Consider the following 20533-nt stretch of genomic DNA (forward strand, 5'->3'; position numbering starts at 1 on the left):
GTGCTGCTGTGCGTCAGCGCGAGTCACAAGACCGCGTCCTTCGAGCTCCTCGAGCGACTCAGCGTACCCAGCAGCCCCGTCGCACCGCTGATCACCGAGCACGGCGGCGAGTGCGTGCAGGGAGCGGTCGTCGTCGCCACCTGCAATCGCTTCGAGGCGTACGTCGACATGGACGAGCCGGTCACCGCGGGTGTCGCCCTCGGCGTCGAAGCCACCCTCGCGGCGATCGAGAGCGCCACGGGCGTCCCCGCACGCGAGCTCGAGGGCTCATACACCGTTCTCGGCGGCAGCGAGGTCGCGGAGCACCTGTTCGCCGTGGCATCCGGGCTCGAATCCGTCGTGGTCGGCGAGGGCGAGATCGCCGGCCAGGTGCGCCGCGCACTCACCGAGTCGCGCGAGCAGGGAACGACCTCGGCCGAACTCGAGCGACTCTTCCAGCGGGCGTCCGAGGCTCAACGCGGTGTGAAGAACTCCACCGCGATCGGCCGGGCCGGGCGATCGCTCGTGCGCCTCGGCCTCGAGCTCGCGAGCAGCCGCATCGCCGACTGGTCGACCCAGCGCGTGCTGCTGGTCGGAACCGGCGCCTACGCCGCAGCGACCGTCGCCGCCCTCCGCGACCAGGGCGCCGAGAACATCTCGGTGCACTCGCCCTCGGGCCGCGCCGCGAAGTTCGCCGCGAAGCACGGCCTGCACGCCGTGTCGGCCGAGACGTTCCCCATGGCCGTCGCGCACGCCGACCTCGTGATCACGTGCACGACGAGCGAGCACCACGTCGTCAGCGCCGCGACCTTCGCCGCGGGCCGCACCGCGGTCGAAGCGGCTGCTCCCGCAGCGACCGGCTGCCCGGTCGACCACTCGGGTCGCCGTCTGGTGATCGACCTCGGCTTGCCCCGTAACGTCGACCCCGACGTCGCCACGGTGCCCGGCGTCGATCTGCTCGACCTCGAGACCATCCGCCTCCACGCCCCGCTCGAAGAGCTGCAGGCGACGGATGCCGCGCGCGACCTCGTCCGCGACGCCGCCCGCCGCTTCGTCTCGGTGGGAGAGCGCAAGAACATCACCCCCGCCGTCGTCGCCCTGCGCGCGCACGTCTTCGGGGTTCTCGACGCCGAGGTCGCGCGCGTCCGCGCCCGCGGCGACGAGGGCGGCCAGACCGAACAGGCCCTGCGTCACCTCGTCGGCGTGCTGCTGCACACCCCCACCACACGCGCGCACGAGCTCGCCGAGACCGGGCGCGCCGATGAGTACATCGACGCCCTCTCGGCCCTGTTCGGAATCGAGGTCGCCGAGTCCGCGACCTCCGCCGAGCGCCCGGTGGCCGACGCGGGCTGACGCGTTCCGCTGCGTGGCCGGGCGCGGGTGCGCTGCGGCGTGGGTGCGCTGCGGCGCGGGTGCGCTGCGCCGTGACCGGCGGAGGATCCGGGACGAGCGGAGGACTCACCCCCGGCATCCGTCCTCCCTTTGTCCCTGATCCTCCCACTGCCACCGGCACGGGGCTGCGGAGGGACTTCGGGGAGCGGGAGGCTGCGGCATCCGCCTTCCCGTCGCTGAAACTCCTCCCCGCGGGGTCTGTGGGCCGAGAAACCGTGACCGGCGGAGGACCTGGGACGAACGGAGGACTCACCCCCGGCATCCCTCCTCCCTTCGTCCCTGATCCTCCGGGCGTCACGAAAGTCGGCACAGAAGCAGCACCCCGTCGGGCAGGATGGACGCCATGAGCACTCCCGCATCCGAGGTGTACCGCGTCGCCGGGGAGAAGCGCTCCGGCAACGGCCTGCGCTGGGCGGCGACGGTGGTCATGGGGCTCTTCGACGCCGGGACCGATGCGCCGTCGGTGAGCGAGGTCGTGATCCGTCGGGCCGATGGCTCTCTCGTCAAGCGGCTCCCGCCCGGCGACGTCGAGCACTTCGAGAAGCAGCTCACCGAGGTGACGGCCGACCTCGGCGAGATGGATGCCGTGCCCTTCGCGCAGAAGTGGATCGCCGAGCCCGAGTGAGCGAGGCCGGTTGAGCGAGGCGGGCCGCGCGAAGCGCGACGCGGGGCGGCGCGACGCGGGACGGATGCGGACGGCCGCGCGAGAATGGACGCATGAGCCTGCGCATCACCGACGACCCCGCCGCCGACGACCTGCTCTCGAGCAATCCCCTCGCGCTCCTCATCGGGATGCTCCTCGACCAGCAGGTCGCGATGGAGACCGCGTTCGCCGGACCGCTGAAGATCCAGGAGCGCACCGGAACGATGGATGCCGCGACCATCGCGCACGAGAACCCCGACACCTTCGCGGCTGCTTTCTCGCAGTCTCCCGCGGTGCACCGCTTCCCGGGATCAATGGCGAAGCGCGTGCAGGCACTGTGCACCGCGATCGAGCAGGACTGGGGAGGGGATGCCGCGGCGATCTGGACGCGCGACGATCCCGACGGCGCAACGGTGTTGAAGCGCCTGAAGGCACTGCCCGGATTCGGCGAGCAGAAGGCCAAGATCTTCCTCGCGCTCCTGGGCAAACAGCGCGGCTTCACCGGCGCAGGATGGCGTGACGCCGCCTCTCCGTACGGCGAGGACGGGTCGTTCCGTTCCGTCGCCGACATCACGAGCCCCGAGTCGCTGACCAAGGTGCGCGAGTTCAAGCGCGCGGCCAAAGCAGCAGCGCGCGAGGGCGCTTCCTGACTCCTCCTCCCCAAGATGAGGGTTTGGGGAGAGTCCTCCACATCGGCTTCCTCGGCCGTGACGACCTGATTAATGTCGACTCGTTCGTCATCCCCGATTCACGACCGAAGGGTGGTCTCTCGTGAAGTTCGCAATGGGTTCCAGCACGCTGGGCGTGCTGAGCAAGGCAACATCGGGCTCGAGCGACGAGCTCTCACTGCTCGTCCGCCAGCTCTTCGAGGCCGCGGAGCCTCTCGAAGGACAGTTCCAGGGCGCCGGTCGCGCAGCCTTCGATCGCTTCAAGTCCCGCACCGACGAGATCTCGGCTGAACTCCAGCTCTCGCTCGACGGGGTGCTCACCGGCATCACGGGCATGGACCGCTCGTTCCAGGAGGGCGAGGCGGCCATGGTCGACGAGACCACGAGCCTCGAGTCCGGTTCGTCGTTCGACGCCGCGCGCTTCGGCGCACGCTGAGAGAAGGAGACGCCCGCATGGTGAACCAGGCCGATCGTCGCGACTACTCGGTCGCGGCCTCGCAGAACGCTCAAGACAATTTCAACCGCATCGCGGCCCAGCTCGAGTCGCTGATCGATCAGCGCGACCGCGACGTGCAGGCCGCGATGGCGGACTACGCCGCCGACGGGGTGTCCGAGGACTACCACGGCAAGGAAGTGCGCTGGAAGAACGCCGCCGCCGAGGTACGCGGCATTATCCAGACCCTGCGCTCGTCCCTCGAGCGCAATGACGAGGCCGCACAGGCGGCGCTGGGCAAGGCTCGCGCCGCCGTCGAGTCCATCGGCTGACACGCGACACGACGGCGTCGGGCGTTCGCGTCCGGCGCCGTCGCCGTTTCGCGACGGACTTCTCCCCGCCGGTCGCACCCGCGAAAGCAGGTCCCATGTGCGGCGGGATCACGCTCGTGGGCTCGAGAAGAGGCCGGCGCCGGGGGACGTTCTCGGTGCGGTCAAGCCCGCGGGGCCAGGAGAGACGCATGAAGAAGGTACTGGTCGATGTCCAGGGAGGCGGCATGACCACGAACGAGGCGCTGCGCCTCGCCGACGTCGACCCGCTCGTGTTCACGCAGCGGGCGCACGCGGGGCAGCTGAGCGGCGCGGCGGCGCTCGACATCGTGATGCCCCTCGCCGTCCTGGCCGCGGGCATCGCCGTCGCGATCGCCGGTCTCCCCGTCGTGGGCACTGTCCTCATCGCCGTCGCGCTCGTCCTGCTCACCGCGACCGTCTGCCTGCTCGGCCGTACCGGGCGCACACTCGGAGCGGTCACCGTCGACATCCGTTTCGTCCGTCGGTCGACGGGAGCAGCGGCCGGACCCGGCGCGCTCCTCGCGCTCGTCAGCGGGGCCTTGGGAGCGTACGACCTGCGGCGCGGCCGCGACCCGTTCGCCCCCGCCATCGCCGCGTTCGCGTTCCCCGACGACGGCGGTGGGGCCTTGGCATCCGTCCGTCCGCGCCGCGGGATGGTTCCGACCCTGGCTCTCGACTCGGGCGAACGCCTCTCGCTCGATACGGCGCTCGTGCTCGGACGCGATCCGGTCGCTCCTGCCGACGCCCCCGCGCAGGTGTACCGCTGGGCCGACATGTCCCGCACGCTGTCGAAGTCGCATGTCCGCCTCGAGTGGGACGGCCGGCAGGTGTGGGTCACCGACCTCGGTTCGACCAACGGCACGCTAGTGCGCGGCGCAGGAGCATCGACGCCGCTCCTCGCGCACCAGCGCACGCCCGTGCCCGGGACCGTGACGCTGGAGATCGGCGATCGCGTGTTGACCATCCGAGAGGCAGGCCACTGATGCCCGACCAACGCGACGCGGTGCTCATCGAGCAGGCGAAGATCCAGCGCATGCGTCTGGGGTCGGCCCTGCTCTACGGCCACATCGGCGAGCGCCGCACCGTCAACGACCACGCGAAACGGCTGATGGGCACGATCGTCATCGCCGCCGTCGCGTGCGCAGCGTGCGTCGGGGTGTCGTTCGTCTCTCAGCTGCTGAGCGAGCGAGCGGAGACCTCGTCGACCGTGCAGACCCCGTCTACCGTCCCCACCCCGACCGGAGCCCCGACCCCGTGAGCATCTACACCCGCGTGACCGTGGCGGGCGCGCAGCGCCGTGTCGAGGTCGTCGTCCCCCGTACCGAGCCCCTCGGCGCGGCTCTTCCGCGCCTCATCGACCTGCTGGGCGAGACCGCGGGAACCGTGGCGCGGCCGCTCGCAGTCGTCGCGCCCGACGGTGAGCAGATCGACATCGCCCTCACGCCGCAGCAGCTCGACCTGGTCGACGGGTCGCTCGTACGTCTCGTGCGACTGGATGCCGCTCCCCCACCGCCCGTGGTGATCGACGTCACCGACGCCGCCGCCGACGCGCACGACGCGCGGCCCGACCGGTGGGACGACCGCTCTCGCACGGTCGCGGGCTCCGTCGGGATCGCCGTCGCCTTCGCCCTGGCCGGATGGACGGCGCCCTGGAACGCGCCGGCCGTCGGCGCGTTCAGCCTGCTCGGGGCCGCGCTGTTCCTGCTCGGGGTGACGATCGCGCTCGGTCTCGGCGGTCTCCGCCGGCTGTCGGTGTGCGTCGCGGCGGCTGCCGCGGGACTCGTTCTGCCGGTGGGCACCGCGACCTCCGCCGCGCTCGCGGCCGCCGGATACCCGGCCACCGCCACCCTCGTCGCCGGGATCGCCGCGGCGATCGCGGTCGGCTCGACCGCCGTCGTGCTCGCCGTGGGCGTCGCTCATCATCGACGGGGAGCGGCCGCCGGCGGCGCCGTGGGTGCCGTCCTGGCCTCGCTGCTCCTCGGTCTGGTGCTCGCGTGGGTCGACGTGGTCTCGGCAGCGGCGATCACGGGCGTCGTGGCGGCCTTCGCGACGGGCCCGCTGCCCTGGATCGCGCTGGGAGCAGCCGGCCTCACCGATCTCGATCAGCGCGCCGCCGAGGGATCCCCGCCCACCCGCCGCCGCACCTTCGCGGCGATCGACGAGGCCTACGCGGCGCTCACGTGGAGCGTGGCGGCCACCGCGTCGATCATCGGCGTGACGGGCGTGGTCCTCGCCCTCTCCGGCACGATCTGGACCGAGCTGCTCGCGCTCGCCCTGTTCCTCGTCGCCGCGCTGCGCACGCGCGCGTTCCCCCTCCGCTCGCAGGGCTGGCTGCTGTGGGCGGCGGCCGGCACCATCGCGGCGGCAGCGCTCCTGGTGCTGCTGTCGGGCGATCGAGGGTGGATCGGCACCGCCGTGGCCGCCGGGGGAGCCGCGATCATCGCGGCAGCGGTGCTCGTCCGCCCGCGGCCACACGTCCGCGCGCGCCTGCGCGGGGTGGGCAACATCGTCGAGTCGCTCGCGGTCCTCTCCCTCCTCCCGCTGCTCGTGGGATCCCTCGGCGTCTACGCCGATCTGCTGGCGATGTTCGGCGGTCAGCCGTGACCGTGCTCGACTCCCGCGCCCTCGCCACCGCGGTGTTCGGCAGCGGCGCCAACGGGCGTATCGAACTGACCGCCTGGGATGCCGCGATCCGCGGCAGTCTGTCGACCACGCGTCGCATCGGGGTGCTGTCCCTGTCGCCCGCGGCCGGGACGAGCACGGTCGCCCACCAGCTCACGCGGGCTGTCGCCGCACGGCGCAGCGCCCCCGTGCTCGCGGTGGACGTCTCGTCCGGTGACGACGGACTCGGCCCACGCCTCGGCGCCGCGCCCGTCGCTCCCGACGAGACGCGCGCGGGAGCGCGCACCACCGCCGAGGCCCTGTCCGGGCTCGAGGTCTCCGGCGGGGTCGTCGCGCTGCGCCCGCGCGACAGCACGGACGCGGTCGGCACCTGGCTCGGTGAGGCCGCCCCCATCACCCGCTTCTTCGACGTCGCGATCACGGACTTCGGGGTTCGGCATCCGCTCGTCGACCTCGCCGCGTGCGCCGCGCTGTGCGACGTCGTGTGCCTCGTCAGCGACGGGCGTCGGTCTCCGGTCGAACACGCGCGGTCCGTGGTGGCCGCGATCGCCGGCCTGCCGGAAGCGCCGACGGTCGTGCTGGCGCTCGTCGACCATGCGCGCGAGGGTGACGCCGTGGCCCGCGCCGTCGCCACAGGAACGCCGCATCCCGTGATCGCCGTGCCGTTCGACCCGGGCCTGCGGGCGGGCGGCGCTGCTCGGCGCTCTCTGACCCACCGCGCCATCGTGCGTCTGGCCGCTGCCCTGGTGCGCGCCGAGGAGACGGCCGCGTGAACGTCCGGATCGTGCACCGCCCGGCGCGGATCAGTGAACCCGTGGAACCCGCCGACGACGTCGTCCTCGCCCCGCCCCCGCCGATCGGCGAAGGACCGACCGGCTTCCCCCTGCAGTCGCTTCTGCCGATCGTCGGGAGCCTGTCGTCCATCACCATGATCGTGCTGCTGCGCAACAACCCGATCATGGTGGTGGTCGGCGCCGTCATCCTCGTCGTCGCGATCGTCGGCGGTCTCGGCATGGCCTTCACGCAGCGGGGCAACGCCGCCCGCCAGCGGCGCGTGCAGCGCGAACGCTATCTCGACTACCTCGAGGAGACGCGCGAGACGGTGCGGGAGCGGGCCGACCGGCAGCGCGACGCAGCCCTGGCCCTGAACCCCGCCCCCGGCACTCTCGTCGAGATCGGAGCCGACCCGGCGCGGCGCTGGGAACGACGCCCCGGCGACGCCGACTTCCTGCGCGTGCGAATCGGAACGGGCGACCTCCGGGCCGTCGAGGTGGCCCTGCCCGCCGAACAGAACCCCGTGCAGCCCTTCGACCCGGTCATGCGCGAGTCGGCGGAACGGATGGTCCGCCTCGCGGGGGTCGCCCAGGGGATGCCGGCCACCGTCGACTTGGAGGGCGGCGGACACGTGTCGATCGTCGGCGACCGAGCTGACACCCTGCCCGCCGCGCGCGCCCTCGTGGCCCAGATCGCCGCGTTCCATTCGCCCGATGACGTGCACATCGCGGCCGTCGTCGCGCCGCATCGGCTGGACGACTGGCGCGGACTCGACCTCGTCCCCCACCTGTCGTCGGACGCTCCTCCGAACGGAGCCGTCGCCGCGCGGCGCCTTGCTCCCCGTCTCGACGACCTCCTCTCGCTCCTGAGCGCCGAGCTCCGCGACCGCGTCGCGACCGCCGCCGCCTCCCGACGCGCGGGGCGCCGCACGAAGCCTGGGCGCCTGATCGTCGTCATCGACGAGGGCGAGGGCGCGGCGACCACCGTGCCCCGTCTGGACGCAGCGCTGAGTCTGGCCGACCTCGGCATCACTGTCGTCCACGTGGTGGACGACAGGCTGAAGGAACCGCCCACCGTCGGGGTGCGCGTGACCGTCGCGGAAGGCATCGCCACCATCGAGACACCGGGTTCGGGCGAGGCCCCGGCCACCGGCATCCGGATCGACCCGGTCTCGAGCGAGGCGCTCGAGGTGATCGCGCGCCCGCTCGCGGGGCTCCGCCTCACCCGCACCTCCGCCGAAGACGCCGGCACCTCTCTCGCCCCCGATGTCACGCAGCTCCTGGGCGTGGACGACGTGGATGCCATCGACGTGAAAGCCGCGTGGCGGGTGCGCAGCGCCGCGGAGTTCCTTCGCGTGCCCATCGGCGTCGACGACCGGGGCGGCCCTGTGCTGCTCGACCTCAAGGAGTCGGCGCAGCTCGGGATGGGCCCGCACGGGATCTGCATCGGCGCGACCGGCTCCGGAAAGAGCGAGCTGCTGCGCACGCTCATCCTCGGGCTCGCCCTGGCCCACTCGCCCGACGACCTCAGCATGATCCTCGTCGATTACAAGGGCGGCGCGGCGTTCGCGCCGTTCTCACGGCTCCCTCACGTCGCGGGCATCATCGACAACCTCGCCGACGACCCGCAGCTGACCGAGCGCGCTCGCTCGAGCATCCAGGGCGAGGTCGTGCGCCGGCAGCGCCTGTTGAAGGATGCCGGGAACGCGGCATCCATCGGTCACTATCGCCAGATGCGCCGCGAGCGACCCGACCTGCCCGCGCTGCCGCACCTCTTCCTCGTCATCGACGAGTTCGGCGAGCTGCTGACCGCCGAGCCCGACTTCGTCGAGCTGTTGCTGACCATCGGACGCATCGGCCGTTCGATCGGGGTGCACCTGCTGCTCTCGAGCCAGCGCATCGAGGGCGGTCGCCTCCGCGGTCTCGACACCTACCTCTCGTACCGCATCGGTCTGCGCACCTTCTCGGAAGCGGAGTCGTCCGTCGTGCTCGACACCCCGGATGCCTTCCACCTCCCCGCCATCCCCGGTTTCGGCTACCTGAAGGTCGACACCTCGGTCTACACCCGCTTCCGCGCCGGTTACGTCTCGGGACCCGTTCCCGACCCCGTCGAGGCCGGACCGCGACACGACGACGCACCGCCGGTCCTGCCGCTTCCCGCCTACGACCTGCCCGAGCACGAGGTCGAGGCCGAGGAGTTCGACAGCGCAGAGCCCGAGACCCCGACCACCGGCCGTACCCTCGTGCAGGCGGCGACCCAGCGTCTCGCCCGCGGCGCCACCCGCACGCGGCCGGTCTGGCTGCCGCCGCTGCCGCCCGTCCTCACGCTCGGCGGCGTGCTGCCGCAGGCCGACGGCGCCGGGACGCTCCGCGCCCCGATGGGCCTCCTCGACAACCCCTCCACGCAGACGCAGTCACCCTGGATGCTCGACCTCACCCGTTCCGGCGGGCACGTGTCGATCACCGGAGCACCCCAGTCGGGACGCTCGATGTTCCTGCGCACCCTCGCGGCGTCGCTGTCGTTCACGCACTCGCCGCGTCAGGTCAGCATCTACGGCATGGACCTCACCGGCGGAGGCCTCGCGCGCATCGAGCCGTTCCCACACGTCGGCGGCGTCGCCACGCGCGGGCACCGCGAGCGCCTCACGCGCCTGCTCGAGGAGCTCACCGCGATGCTGGCGACGCGCGAGCGCGTCTTCCGCGACCACGGTCTCGACTCGCTCGCCGACATGCGCCGCCAGCACGCGCGAGGGCGTCTGCCCGAGCTGCCGAGCGCGGACGTCGTCCTCCTCGTCGACGGGCTCGGGGCGCTGCGCCAGGACTTCGACGACCTCGAGGCGCCGCTCGCCCAGCTCCTGGAGCGGGGTGGGAGTTTCGGCATCCATGTCGTCGTCGCCCTCTCGCGGTGGAACGAGCTGCGCATGAACCTGCAGGGCCTCATCGGCACGCGCCTGGAGTTGAAGCTCAACGATCCCGCCGACTCGCAGATCGCCCGCAAGCTCTCGACGACGCTCAAGGCCGATCAGCCGGGCCGTGTGCTCACCGACGACAAGCTGTTCGCGCAGATCGCCCTCCCGCTGCTCGAAGAAGTCGACGACGGCGACACGGGCGAGGCGCTCGAACAGCTCGCGCGCGAGAGTGCGGCGCGCTGGGGCGGTCAGGGCGCGGCTCCGATCCGCCTCTTGCCCGAAGAACTGTCGCCGGCGGAGTTGCCCGACGCGATCGACGAACCGGATGCCGTGCCCCTGGGGCTCCGCCAAGACACGATGCAGCCCGTGCTGCTCGATGTCGTCACGCGCGACCCGCACCTGCTCGTGCTGGGCGACAGCCGCTGCGGCAAGACCACGGCCCTCCGCGGGATCGTGCGCGGCGCGATCGACCGGCACACCCCCGAGGAGCTCGTCGTCGCGCTCGTGGACGCGCGCGGCGAGCTGGTGTCAGAGGTGCCGGACGCGTACCTCGGCGGACACGCGTCGTCGGGACGACAGGCGCGCCTGCTCGCCGAGTCGATCGCCGTCGAGCTCGAGAAACGCCAGAGCGACCGCGATGCGGGCCCGCGGATCCTGGTGATCGCCGACGACTTCGACATCCTCTCCGCCGGCGGCACCGAGCCCCTGCGCCCCCTGCTGCCCTACCTGGCGTCGGCTCGCGATCTGCGCCTGAACGTCGTGGTCAGCCGGCCGGTGGCCGGCGCCGCGCGCGCGATGTTCGACGCGGCGCTGCAGGGTATCCGCGATACCGGCGGCACGGCTCTGATCATGTCGGGCGACCGCTCCGAGGGCGCGATCCTGCCGAAGCTCTACGCGGAGCCCATGATCGCCGGACGCGGCCGTCTCGCGCGGCGCGGCGAGCGGCCGACGCTGGTGCAGGTGGCGAACTTCGTCGCGGGGCAAGGCGCCGGGGAAGGGGCGGCCGTGGATGCATCGGAGGGTGCGACCGCGGAGGCGCGAGATGCCGCCGAGCAATCGGCGGTGCTCGGCGACGCGGCGACGATCGGCAAGGCGCCTTCGCCCGAGGCCGGTGATGCACCGGACGCGGAGCCCTCGACATCCGGGACCCTCCCAGCCGGGCCGGTCGGCTCCGGACGGGACTCCGGGTCCGCGGCATCCGTGACCGGGACGGCTGCGACGGGTGGCGATGAGCCGCCGTTGACCCGCCGACGGAGAGCCCACCGCAACCCGTAGGTGGGATCGCCGGGGAGCGAGGTCGGTGGGCGAAAGGATGCCACCAGACTCGGCGCGGACGGGGAAGGGGCGGGTGAATTCGCGCCCGCGTGAACCGCCCCGCGGACGGATCAGCCGCCCTTCGCCGCGCGCCATTCACCCGGCCGGGGGCGCAGCGCAAGTCGTGTCGGAGGCGCAGCCCGACGAGAGAATCGACGGTCCGCTCCGCCTCTTCGAAGGGCTCCTTCCATGACCACTCCCCCGGTTCCGAGTCGCCGCTCGGTGCTGGTCGGCGCCGCCTGGAGCATCCCGGCAGTGGCCGCTGCGACCCTCGTGCCCGTGGCATCCGCGTCCACAACGACGACGCTGACCTTCGACCGGTCGACGTACAGCGGAACCCTCTGCGCCGACATCACGGGGGCGTACGTGACGGTCACGGCGAACGGGATCGCCGTGGCCGGTACGAGCGTGACGGTCACCGCCTCGACCGGCTACCGGTTCGAGAACGGTGCCGCGACGTTCACGGGAGTCTCCGACACGATCGGCCGCGTCGACCTCCCGACGCTCCGCGTCCACACGGCGGGAAGCACGGGCGTCCTGACAGCGACGACCACGGATGCCACGGCCACCGCCACCCTCACCTCCCCGGCGAGCACCACCACGCAGGGGCTCCATCGCCGCATGTGGATCGACACCGGAGCCGCGTACCCCTCCGGAAGCACGGATGCCACGGTGCCCACGGGAAGCCGCGCGGTCGGGACGCTGGTGACTCTCGACCCCAGCGGTGTTCTTCGCCGCGGTACCTCGACCGTCGCGAGCACCGTCACGTCGGCGTTCGCCGAGCTCGAGAAAAGCAACTACCTCGTCGTCACCTACGTCGACTCGACCGGCATGCACCGCCGCATGTGGACCGACACCGGAGCCGCGTACCCCACCGCGAACGTGGATGCCACGGTGCCCGCGGACAGTGTCGTGGTGGGCACGTTCTTCACCATCGACCCCGGAGGCGTGCTCCGTCGCGTGGGCACCACGGTCGCCAGCGGCGTCACCTCGGCCTTCGCGGAGTTCGACAAGAACAACTACCAGACCCTGACCTGGGTCGACGGAACCGGCATGCACCGCCGCATGTGGACCGACAGCGGAGCGCCGTACCCCTCCGCGAGCATCGATTCGTCAGTGCCCGCCGGGAGCGTCGCCGTGGGCACCCTCCTCACGCTCGGCCCGGATGCCGTCCTTCGCAAAGGCACCACTTCGGTCGCGACGGGTGTCACCTCCGCCTTCGCCGAGCTCGACAAGAGCAACTACCTCACCGTGACCTACGTCGATGCCGCGGGCATACACCGCCGCATGTGGACCGACACCGGGTCCGCTTTCCCCTCCGGGAGCGTGGATGCCACCGTCCCGGCCGACAGCACGGCGGTGGGCACGCTGCTCACCCTCGACCCGAGCGGCGTCCTCCGGAAGGGGACGAACACCGTCGCGACGGGTGTCACGTCCGCTTTCGCCGAGCTCGACAAGAACAATGCCGAGTCGGTGACCTGGGTCGACGGGAGCTGCTGAGGCGGCGCGGGGCCGCGCGTTGCTGCACGTACACAGCGGGTCGCGGGCACGCGCGTTTCGGCACGTATCCGGCGCGGCGCTCGCGTTGCCGCGGCACGGCGTGTGCGCGGGCGGGCTTGGACGCGTACGCAGAATCGGAGATGCGCCGCAGATCCGGACCACGAGCGCGGGTTGATCCGAATCCGGCGCACATCTCCGAATCTGATGCGCGGCCGTGCGCCGGGCCGGAGCGGGCGCACCGCGCCGAAGCGCGACGAACCCGCGCACAGCGCCCAGCCGCACCCCACCCAGCCGCACCCCACCCAGCCGCACCCCACCCAGCCGCACCCCACCCAGCCGCACCCCACCCAGCCCAGCCCCGCCCCGCGTCAGCGCAGCGCGCGAATCGCGAGAGCGGCGGCCTTCACCTCGCGGATGCGGCGCTCGTATGTGGCCGCGACGACGATGAGGAGCACGCCCGCGATCCCGAGCCACAGCCACCACAGCCCTGACACGCTCTCGTAGATCGAGGCGATCCAGGGCCAGAGCTGCGCGATGGCGTGCACGATCAGCACGACCCCGCCGAGCAGGACGGGCGCCTGGAGCTTGGAGCGGGCGCCGACCAAGAGCACGGCGAGGGCGGCGGCGCCGAGCGCGATCACGCGCCAGAGCGCGTTGTCGCCGACGAAGTCGAACAGCAGAGACGGGACGAGCAACAGGGCAAGACCCACACCGAGGGCGGGCCAGCTGCGGAGCTCGGGACGAGCGCGGAGCGAACGGATGCCGTGCCACACGAGCACGGCCGCGATCGGCGCCGTCACGAGCTCGACGGGATCGGCGGATCCCGTGACGAGGGCGACGGCTCCGAGCGCCGCCGCGACGCCCACTCCGGCCCAGAACACGAGCGCGCGGTGCGCTCCACTCCAGAGCACCGCGAGGGCGAGGATCGCGAGGATCGTCACCGCCGCACGAAGGCTTTCGTCACCCACCGCCGCGAGCCGCAGGGCGGAGAGGAGCGCCGCGAATCCCAGCGCCGTCAGCACGGCCGCGGGAGAAGCGAAGGCGGGGACGGCGTCGCCCCGGCGCCGCAGAAGAACCGCGACGACCACGAGAGGAACCGCCACCGCGAGCACCCAGGCGTCGAACGCCGGCCGGTCGAGGTCGACGACACCGCGCGCGCCGCCCGCAACCACGAGAGCCAAACCCGCCACTCCCAGCGTCGGCAGGACAAGCGGCCGCAGCACCGCGCGCGTCACGAGCGCGGCCGCGACCAGAAGCGCGACCGAGGCACCGAGAACCGCGATCGCGCGCGAAAGCTCGTCGGCGACGAGGGCCGCGGAGGGGAGGAGAGCCACACCGATTCCGAGGCTCGCGAGGCCCGTCGCCATCGGGGTCAGGGGCCGCTCCCGCAGCCCCGCTGCGGCGGCGAGGAGCACGGCGGCGAGGGGCAGCGTCATCCCCTCGATCGGGCGGATGCCCGCGCCGAGGCCGGTCACGGCGACGAGCGCCGCTCCCCCGAGGAGGACGGACACCACCGGGATACCGGTCAGCGCATGCCGCATGCGCAGCGCCGCGGCCCCCGCAGCGCCGAGGACGAGCACGGCGAGGACAGCCCGCACGATCGGGCCGGCATCGACCGCGACGAGGACGGTCTCGCCGACCGTCAGCACGACGGCCGCCGCGATGACGGCTCCGCGTCCGATCGGCAGAGTCCAGCGCGCGGAACGACGCCCGCACCCCACGGCTGCAGCGGCCAGGGCCGCGGCGACCACGAGCACGAGCCCATCGAGGAGCGGGCCACCGGACTCCCCGCGCTCGGCGACGCGGAGCAGCTGCGCCCCCCACACGAGAAGGAGCGACAGCGCGCCCGCAGCGGCGACCGCGAGCGGAAGCACGTCAGGTGTCCGAGCCGGACGCACCCAGGCGCCCGCGACGAGGAGCGCTGCGCCCGCCACGCCCGCGACGATCACGCGGACGGTGTCGTCGGCATCCGTCACCGCCGTGGGGACCAGCGCCAGCGCCGTTCCGGCGAAGGCGATCACGGCGGGCGCGGCGACCGAGCGCCCGTCGACACGGCGCCGCGCACGCTCGTTCGCGGCGGCCAGCAGCACGAGAACGCCCGCGAGCGGGAGGGTGTACACCTCGACCGTCTCGACCCGTTCGGACGACAACTGCAGCCACAGTGCGCCAGTCGCCAGCGCGACCGCGAGCCAGACGAGGTGACGCCGGAAACTGCGTGAGACGAAGAGCCCGTCCGCATCCACGGACCAGATCAGCGAGGTGATCGCGACGACGACGAGGGGAAGCCAGACACTCTCGCGCGGGGCGAGCGCCGTCACCGACAGCAGAGCGACCACCCCGGTTCCGGCGTCGACGAGGATCCGCGTGCGAACGTCGCCCCGCAGGACAGCCAGCGCCACCGCGGCGGCAAGGAGGGCGACGGACGCGACCGCGACGCTCGGCACCAGCTCGACCGGCTCGAGTGGGCGGATGATCGCGAGGGTCGCCATCATCGCGAGCAGCGGCCAGACGACCGCCGCCCCGGGCCGCAGAACCACCCAGGAGCGACACGCGCGGCCGAGGACGATCCACGCCGCGGCGCCGGTGGCAAGGAGGCCGATCACGGCCCAGCACGTCGACGCGGCGCGATCGGTGTTGCCGAACACCGCGAAGACCGCCGCCGACAGGAAGACGATCGCGAGTCCCACGAAGGCAGCCGCCTCGCGCTGTCCGGCGTCCCATCCACGCGGAGGCGCGAGCGGACCACGCCAGGGAGCGAGGGCGAGCAGCAGGCAGATCGACGCGACAGACCCGACGGCTTCGAGCGGCCCGAGACCGACGACCTCGAGACCGAGACCCTCGAGCGCCGCGGCGGGGACGAGCCACGCGCTGCCCGCCGCGAAGGCGACGAACACCCCGGTCGCGGGCACGCGTGCCAAGGGGGTGACGGATGCCAGCATCCACAGCACGACGAGGAATCCGAGGGTCGCGACGGTCCACGCCAGGGGCGACGAGAAGGACAGGACCCAGCCGGTCAGGAGCGCGAGGCTCCCCGCGACGGCGGACACCGCGACATCGCCCCGTCGCCGCCTCAAAAGCACCACGCCGGTGATCGCCAACGCGATGTACCAGAGCACGATCGCGAGGCCCACACGCCACTGCGGACCGACGAGGAGCAGAACGCCCGCGCCAGCCCACCACACGACGAGACGGCGACTCGCGCCGCGCCCGGTGAGACGCCAAACGAGGGCAGCCAGCACCACCGCGGCGACGAGCGAGACGACGGCCGCGGTGCTCGTGGCATCCACGTCGTTCACGACGAAAGCGGACTCGCCGAACAGCGGGAGCAGGAGACTCAACGGAGCGCCAAGCGCCGCGAGTGCCCAGAGAAAGGGTGCCACCGCGGCCAACCCCGCGCCCGCGGCCGCGGTCAGCGCACCGGCGAGCAGAGCCGTTCGAGCGGCTCCGGTGCCGATACGAACCGCCACGGCTTCGAGAGCGAGGGCGATGACCACGGCAACCAGGAGGGGAACGGTGACGGTGACCGTGGCATCCGCGAGACGGACGACCGTGGCCGTGACACCGGACCCGAGAGCGAGCACCGCGAACGGCGCCGCGACGGTCGCGACGGGAGCCGCACCGGTGCGGAGGAACGCGCCGGCGTGCACGGCGAGCAGCGCGGCGAGCGGCACGCTCGCGGCGACCGGCGTCCACGCGCTCTCGGGGTCGAGGACGAGCGCGGAGATCAGGGCGAGGACCGCGCCGACTCCCGCGAACGCACGCAGGGCGGTGGTCTCGATCGCGACGGATCCGAGGTCGGCCCGGGCGAGCCGCCGCACCAGGGGCGCGGCGAGGGTGAGGACGAGGATCGTCAGTCCCGCGGCGTACCACCCGAGAGTGACATCGCGGGACAGGAGGCCCGCGACGACCAGAGGCGGGCCGACCGCGAACGACGCGACGCCCGCGGACAGCGGTGCACGGAGACCCGCGAACCGCGCCCACACGACGAACCCGATGCCGGCGAGAACCGCCGCCCACCCCCAGTAGACGCGCGCGTCCGCACCGGACGCCCCGGCGAGGTCGTTCGCGCGCACGGCCCACACGTCGAGCGCCACGAGGGCTATTCCGAGGAGCGCGATACCCTCCGCCGTGGCCGTCAGTCGTCGACGGCGCAGAACGGATGCCGTGACGATCACGCCCGCGGTCAGAGCGCCCACGATGATCGAGCGAAGGACGAGACCACCGCTGACCCACGCCACCGTGAGGAAGAACGCCGCGGCCACAGCGAGCAGCACGACGCCCACGGAGAGCAGGAAGACCTGCACGCCGGAGCGACGCGGTTTGGCGGGCTCGACGGGCGTCGGCGGAGGGAAGGCCGGTCCGCCCTCGCTCGGACCGCCCGCGGGCTGCGCGGTCCCGGCACCCGGGAACGGGTGCAGCTCACCCGGAGGGGCGAACCCGGGAGGGGCCGTGAACGTCGGGGGCGCCGCCGCCTGAGCGGCCACCGGCATCGGGGGCCGGGAGCCCGGCGCCGGCACGCCGGCCGGGGCGGAATCGGGAACCGGCTCGGGATCGGGAACCGGCGAGGAACCGGGAACCGGCGCGCCGGCCGATTCCTCCGCGGGAACGGGCGCCTCGCGAGCAGGGGCCGGAGCGTCGGGGGCAGACGCATCGGGACCAGGAACCGGAGCCTCGGCAGCAGGAACCTGCGCCGCCGCGGGAGCAGCTGCGCCCGGAGAAGCCGAGGAGGCCGGAGCCGCCGCGCCCGCCCGCGCTGAGGCATCCGCTCGGATCACTCGCAACGCCTCGTCGCGCGCGTGCACGAGACCGGCGATGTGCTGCGACAGCGACAGGACGTCGAAGGTTCGCGGGTCGCTGAGATCGAGTCCGCACGTCGCGCACGGCGACGCCGTGATCGGCGCGAAGCACCATGGGCAGCGCGATGTGTCGGTCAGTAGTTCGGGCTGCGACGGCCACGCCCTCCCGTGACTGCCCCCGTGCCCTCCCGCGACTTCCGTCATGGTCCCCCCTCGGCGTCGGTCGTGCTCCAGGCTAGCGAAGCGTCCGCGCCGGGAGAGGTTGTCCACAGCCGGGGAGCTTCAGCCCCGCGTGTGCAGAGGGGGCGTCCGCGGCGGCACCACGCGCCGCGGACGCAGCGCCTCGAACGCCGCGCCCAATCGCAGCAGAGACGTGTCGTCGTAGGCCCGACCGGCGAACGTCAGGCCCACCGGCATCCCGATGTCGCCCATCACCCCCATCGGCACCGTCACGGTCGGCACCCCGCAGTGGCGGATCGCGAGATTGCCGGTCGAGACCCAGACGCCGTTGCGCCAGGCGATGTCCGCCGAGGCGGGGTTCACGTCGGCGTCCGCGGGCGCGACGTCGCTCTGCGTCGGGAAGACGAGGGCGTCTAGGGCCTCGGCATCCATCCACTCCTCGAGATCGCGGCGCCGGGTCTCCTCCAGACCGCGCAGCCCCTCCTCCAGGTGCGGGATCTCGGTGAACGCCGTCACCGGGTGCTCGCGCACGTGCGCGGGGTAGACGGCGATGTCGTCGTCGAAGCCCGTGTAGCGGTCGGGCAGCGCACCCTCGGGGTGCGGGAAGATCTCGGCGCCGTCGACGACCGCGAGGCCGGGGTGTCCGTTCGCGCGGAGGAAGTCGTCCCACGCCCACGCCGACAGGTCGACGATCTCGCGATGAAGGAACTCGGGCGACACCAGACCGCGGGTCGCGATCGTGGGCGCCCCGGGCCGGTCGCCCTCGTAGTTGCTCAGCAGGGGGAAGTCGGTCTCGACGACGATCGCCCCCGCGGCCTCGAGGTCGGCGCGCGCGGCCTCCCACAGGGCGATCACCGACGGCCGCGGTTCGATGCGCTCCCCCGTCGGGCCGCCCACGCCCTTCGGACCGGTGCCCACGAGCGGATCCCCGCCGAGGAAGAGGCGAGGGATGCCGATCCGCTTACCCACCAGCGAGGCGTCGGCCGCGAGCGCGGCGTACGACTCCGGCCGGACCTCGGACGCGGCCGGCAGCGGCACCCACGGCTGCGCGCGCCAGAAATCGCCGCGCGTTTCGGGATCATCGGCGACGACGACGTCGAGCACCGCGAGCAGGTCGGCCATCGATCGCGTGTGCGGCACGACGACGTCCATGGTCGGCACCAGCGGCCAGTTGCCGCGCACCGAGATCACGCCGCGTGAGGGGGTGTACGCGCAGAGTCCGTTGCAGGATGCCGGGGCCCGCCCGCTCGACCACGTCTCCTCGCCGAGACCGAAGACGCCGAACGACGAGGCCGTCGCCGTCCCGGAGCCGTTCGACGAGCCCGAGGCGAAGGCCGAGGTGAGGTAGTCGGCGTTGTACGGGCTCTCGGCCCGTCCGTACAGGCCCCGCTGCATGCCGCCGTTGGCCATCGGGGGCATGTTCGTGCGCCCGAGGCAGATGGCGCCCGCGTCACGCAGCCGCTCGATGGTGAAAGCGTCGCTCCGCGCGACGAGATCGGCGAACGCCGGGCTGCCGGATGCCGCGGTGAGACCGCGCACGAGGTAGCTGTCCTTCGCGGTGTAGGGGATGCCGTCGAGCGGGCCGCGCGCCTGCCCCGCGGCGCGACGCGCATCGGATGCCTCGGCCTCGGCCCGTGCGTCGGGGTTGAGGACGACGACGGAGTTCAACTTCGTCGCGGAGTCCGGCCCGTCGTACGCGGCGATGCGCGCGAGGTGCGCGTCGACGAGCTCGACCGCGGTGGTCTCGCCCGCGGCGAGCGCGGCGGCGAGCTGGGCGATGGTCGCTTCGGTGACCTCGATCATGAGCCCACCTCCGGCTGCTGCTGGGTGATGCAATGGATGCCGCCGCCCCGGGCGTACAGTTCGCGGGCGTCGACCGTGACCACCCGGCGTCCCGGATACGCCTCCTCGAGGATGCCGCGCGCCCGATCGTCCGCCTCGGGCTCGTCGAAGCCGCAGGCGATCACGCCGCCGTTGACGACGAGGTGGTTCACGTAGCTCCAGTCGGTGTCGCCGTCGGCGTCGCGGATCGTGGCGGGCGCGGGCAGGTCGACGATGTCGAACGGGCGGCCGGCGGCATCCGTCTGCTCCCCGAAGAAGGCACGGAGCTCGGCCGAGACGGCGTGGTCGGGGTGCGCGGGGTTGCGCTGGTCGTGCAGGAGCACGACTCCGGGCGAGGGCATCGTCGCGACGATGTCGACGTGCCCGCTCGTGCCGAAGTCCTCGTAATCGCGCGACAGCCCGCGCGGCAGCCAGACCGCGTGCGTCGCGCCGATCGTGCGGAGCATCTCGGCCTCGACGCGCGCGCGGTCGGCGTAGGGGTTGCGCCGCGGGTCGAGCTGCACGGTCTCGGTGAGGAAGACCGTTCCCTCGCCGTCGACGTGGATGCCGCCCCCCTCGTTCACCAGGAGAGACGACACGAGTTCCGCGCCGGCCGCCTCGGCGACGAACCGACCGAGTGCGGCGGACTTCCGCCAGGTGCCCCACCAGTGGTCGCCCCAGCCGTTGAACGTCCAGACGACCGCTCCCAGCACGCCCGGGCGCTCGGGATCGAGCACGAACGTGGGGCCGGCGTCGCGCATCCAGAACTCGTCGACCGGCGCTTCGAGGATCTCGATCTCGGACGAGAGCATGCGTCGCGCCCGAGTCACCTCGGCGGGGTCGACGACCATCGTCACGGGTTCGAACTCGGCGACGGCGTGGGCGACAGCGGTCCAGGCCGCGTAACCGGCCTCGCGTTCGGCGTCGGTCTCGCCGAGGGTGGGTCCCTCCGCGGGGAAGGCCATCCAGGTTCGGGTCTGCGGGGCTGTCTCGCTCGGCATGCGCCAGCTCATCGGCGGGCCATCTCTTTCGGTCGGAATCGGGGTCGGCGTGCGGGGGGACGGCGAGGTGGATCGTCGTCGATCACCCCTGCTCGAGCCCGAGGCTACGGAACCGGTGTTTCAGCCCGTGGACTCGGGGTGTTTCAGGGACA

The 20533-nt window shown here is 72.8% G+C and carries 14 protein-coding genes; 11 read left to right on the forward strand and 3 right to left on the reverse strand.

Features of this window, described 5'->3' with window-relative positions; genetic code table 11:
- From ACMW4R_RS01555 to ACMW4R_RS01605, 11 genes are all read left to right on the forward strand, one after another.
- On the forward strand, nucleotides 1-1332 hold the full coding sequence (locus ACMW4R_RS01555; protein ID WP_058596536.1) for a glutamyl-tRNA reductase: 1332 nt from the start codon (nucleotides 1-3) through the stop codon (nucleotides 1330-1332).
- Between the two features lie 382 nt (nucleotides 1333-1714).
- The gene (locus tag ACMW4R_RS01560; RefSeq protein WP_058614900.1) at nucleotides 1715-1996 is read left to right on the forward strand and encodes a hypothetical protein; all 282 of its coding nucleotides are present in this window, start codon (nucleotides 1715-1717) and stop codon (nucleotides 1994-1996) included.
- A 92-nt stretch (nucleotides 1997-2088) separates the two neighbouring features.
- On the forward strand, nucleotides 2089-2664 hold the full coding sequence (locus ACMW4R_RS01565) for an HhH-GPD-type base excision DNA repair protein (RefSeq protein ID WP_058629808.1): 576 nt from the start codon (nucleotides 2089-2091) through the stop codon (nucleotides 2662-2664).
- A gap of 121 nt (nucleotides 2665-2785) precedes the next feature.
- The gene (locus ACMW4R_RS01570; RefSeq protein ID WP_058596539.1) at nucleotides 2786-3118 is read left to right on the forward strand and encodes a hypothetical protein; all 333 of its coding nucleotides are present in this window, start codon (nucleotides 2786-2788) and stop codon (nucleotides 3116-3118) included.
- Between the two features lie 17 nt (nucleotides 3119-3135).
- A complete protein-coding gene (locus ACMW4R_RS01575; protein WP_058596540.1) occupies nucleotides 3136-3447 on the forward strand; it encodes a pore-forming ESAT-6 family protein in 312 nt (103 codons plus the stop codon).
- 188 nt (nucleotides 3448-3635) lie between these two features.
- Nucleotides 3636-4448 carry an FHA domain-containing protein gene (locus ACMW4R_RS01580; RefSeq protein ID WP_418298953.1) on the forward strand — a complete coding sequence of 271 codons (813 nt, stop codon included), beginning with the start codon at nucleotides 3636-3638 and terminating at the stop codon, nucleotides 4446-4448.
- A complete protein-coding gene (locus ACMW4R_RS01585; RefSeq protein ID WP_418298954.1) occupies nucleotides 4448-4723 on the forward strand; it encodes a hypothetical protein in 276 nt (91 codons plus the stop codon). The genes ACMW4R_RS01580 and ACMW4R_RS01585 overlap by 1 nt, the downstream gene beginning before the upstream one ends.
- On the forward strand, nucleotides 4720-6069 hold the full coding sequence (locus tag ACMW4R_RS01590; RefSeq protein ID WP_418298955.1) for an EsaB/YukD family protein: 1350 nt from the start codon (nucleotides 4720-4722) through the stop codon (nucleotides 6067-6069). The genes ACMW4R_RS01585 and ACMW4R_RS01590 overlap by 4 nt, the downstream gene beginning before the upstream one ends.
- The gene (locus tag ACMW4R_RS01595) at nucleotides 6066-6860 is read left to right on the forward strand and encodes a hypothetical protein (RefSeq protein ID WP_418298956.1); all 795 of its coding nucleotides are present in this window, start codon (nucleotides 6066-6068) and stop codon (nucleotides 6858-6860) included. Before ACMW4R_RS01590 ends, ACMW4R_RS01595 begins: the two co-directional genes overlap by 4 nt.
- Complete coding sequence (gene eccCa / locus ACMW4R_RS01600) at nucleotides 6857-11044, forward strand: type VII secretion protein EccCa (protein ID WP_418298957.1); 4188 nt, start codon at nucleotides 6857-6859, stop codon at nucleotides 11042-11044. The genes ACMW4R_RS01595 and eccCa overlap by 4 nt, the downstream gene beginning before the upstream one ends.
- 228 nt (nucleotides 11045-11272) lie before the next feature.
- Nucleotides 11273-12583: a hypothetical protein gene (locus ACMW4R_RS01605; RefSeq protein WP_418298958.1), complete on the forward strand. Its 1311-nt coding sequence runs from the start codon at nucleotides 11273-11275 to the stop codon at nucleotides 12581-12583.
- A gap of 368 nt (nucleotides 12584-12951) precedes the next feature.
- Here ACMW4R_RS01605 and ACMW4R_RS01610 read toward each other — a convergent pair whose 3' ends face one another.
- The 3 genes from ACMW4R_RS01610 to ACMW4R_RS01620 all read right to left on the reverse strand — a co-directional run bounded on the left by ACMW4R_RS01610 (nucleotide 12952) and on the right by ACMW4R_RS01620 (nucleotide 20393).
- Complete coding sequence (locus tag ACMW4R_RS01610) at nucleotides 12952-17583, reverse strand: SCO7613 C-terminal domain-containing membrane protein (protein WP_418298959.1); 4632 nt, start codon at nucleotides 17581-17583, stop codon at nucleotides 12952-12954.
- A gap of 78 nt (nucleotides 17584-17661) precedes the next feature.
- Nucleotides 17662-19362, reverse strand: a complete 1701-nt coding sequence (locus ACMW4R_RS01615) for an amidase (RefSeq protein WP_418298960.1) — start codon at nucleotides 19360-19362, stop codon at nucleotides 17662-17664.
- Entirely contained in the window at nucleotides 19359-20393 is a 1035-nt protein-coding gene (locus ACMW4R_RS01620; RefSeq protein WP_418298961.1) for an agmatine deiminase family protein, read from the reverse strand. The genes ACMW4R_RS01615 and ACMW4R_RS01620 overlap by 4 nt, the downstream gene beginning before the upstream one ends.
- Nucleotides 20394-20533: the final 140 nt, after the last annotated feature.

Source organism: Microbacterium sp. S1037 (assembly GCF_048381605.1).
GTDB lineage: Bacteria > Actinomycetota > Actinomycetes > Actinomycetales > Microbacteriaceae > Microbacterium > Microbacterium testaceum_B.

Bases quoted from the DNA above. Each gene is read 5' to 3' on its own strand.
- ACMW4R_RS01615 (WP_418298960.1), bottom strand. From the start codon at position 19,362: ATGATCGAGGTCACCGAAGCGACCATCGCCCAGCTCGCCGCCGCGCTC.
- ACMW4R_RS01605 (WP_418298958.1), top strand. From the start codon at position 11,273: ATGACCACTCCCCCGGTTCCGAGTCGCCGCTCGGTGCTGGTCGGCGCC.
- ACMW4R_RS01580 (WP_418298953.1), top strand. From the start codon at position 3,636: ATGAAGAAGGTACTGGTCGATGTCCAGGGAGGCGGCATGACCACGAAC.
- ACMW4R_RS01560 (WP_058614900.1), top strand. From the start codon at position 1,715: ATGAGCACTCCCGCATCCGAGGTGTACCGCGTCGCCGGGGAGAAGCGC.
- ACMW4R_RS01565 (WP_058629808.1), top strand. From the start codon at position 2,089: ATGAGCCTGCGCATCACCGACGACCCCGCCGCCGACGACCTGCTCTCG.
- ACMW4R_RS01575 (WP_058596540.1), top strand. From the start codon at position 3,136: ATGGTGAACCAGGCCGATCGTCGCGACTACTCGGTCGCGGCCTCGCAG.
- ACMW4R_RS01620 (WP_418298961.1), bottom strand. From the start codon at position 20,393: ATGAGCTGGCGCATGCCGAGCGAGACAGCCCCGCAGACCCGAACCTGG.
- ACMW4R_RS01585 (WP_418298954.1), top strand. From the start codon at position 4,448: ATGCCCGACCAACGCGACGCGGTGCTCATCGAGCAGGCGAAGATCCAG.
- ACMW4R_RS01610 (WP_418298959.1), bottom strand. From the start codon at position 17,583: ATGACGGAAGTCGCGGGAGGGCACGGGGGCAGTCACGGGAGGGCGTGG.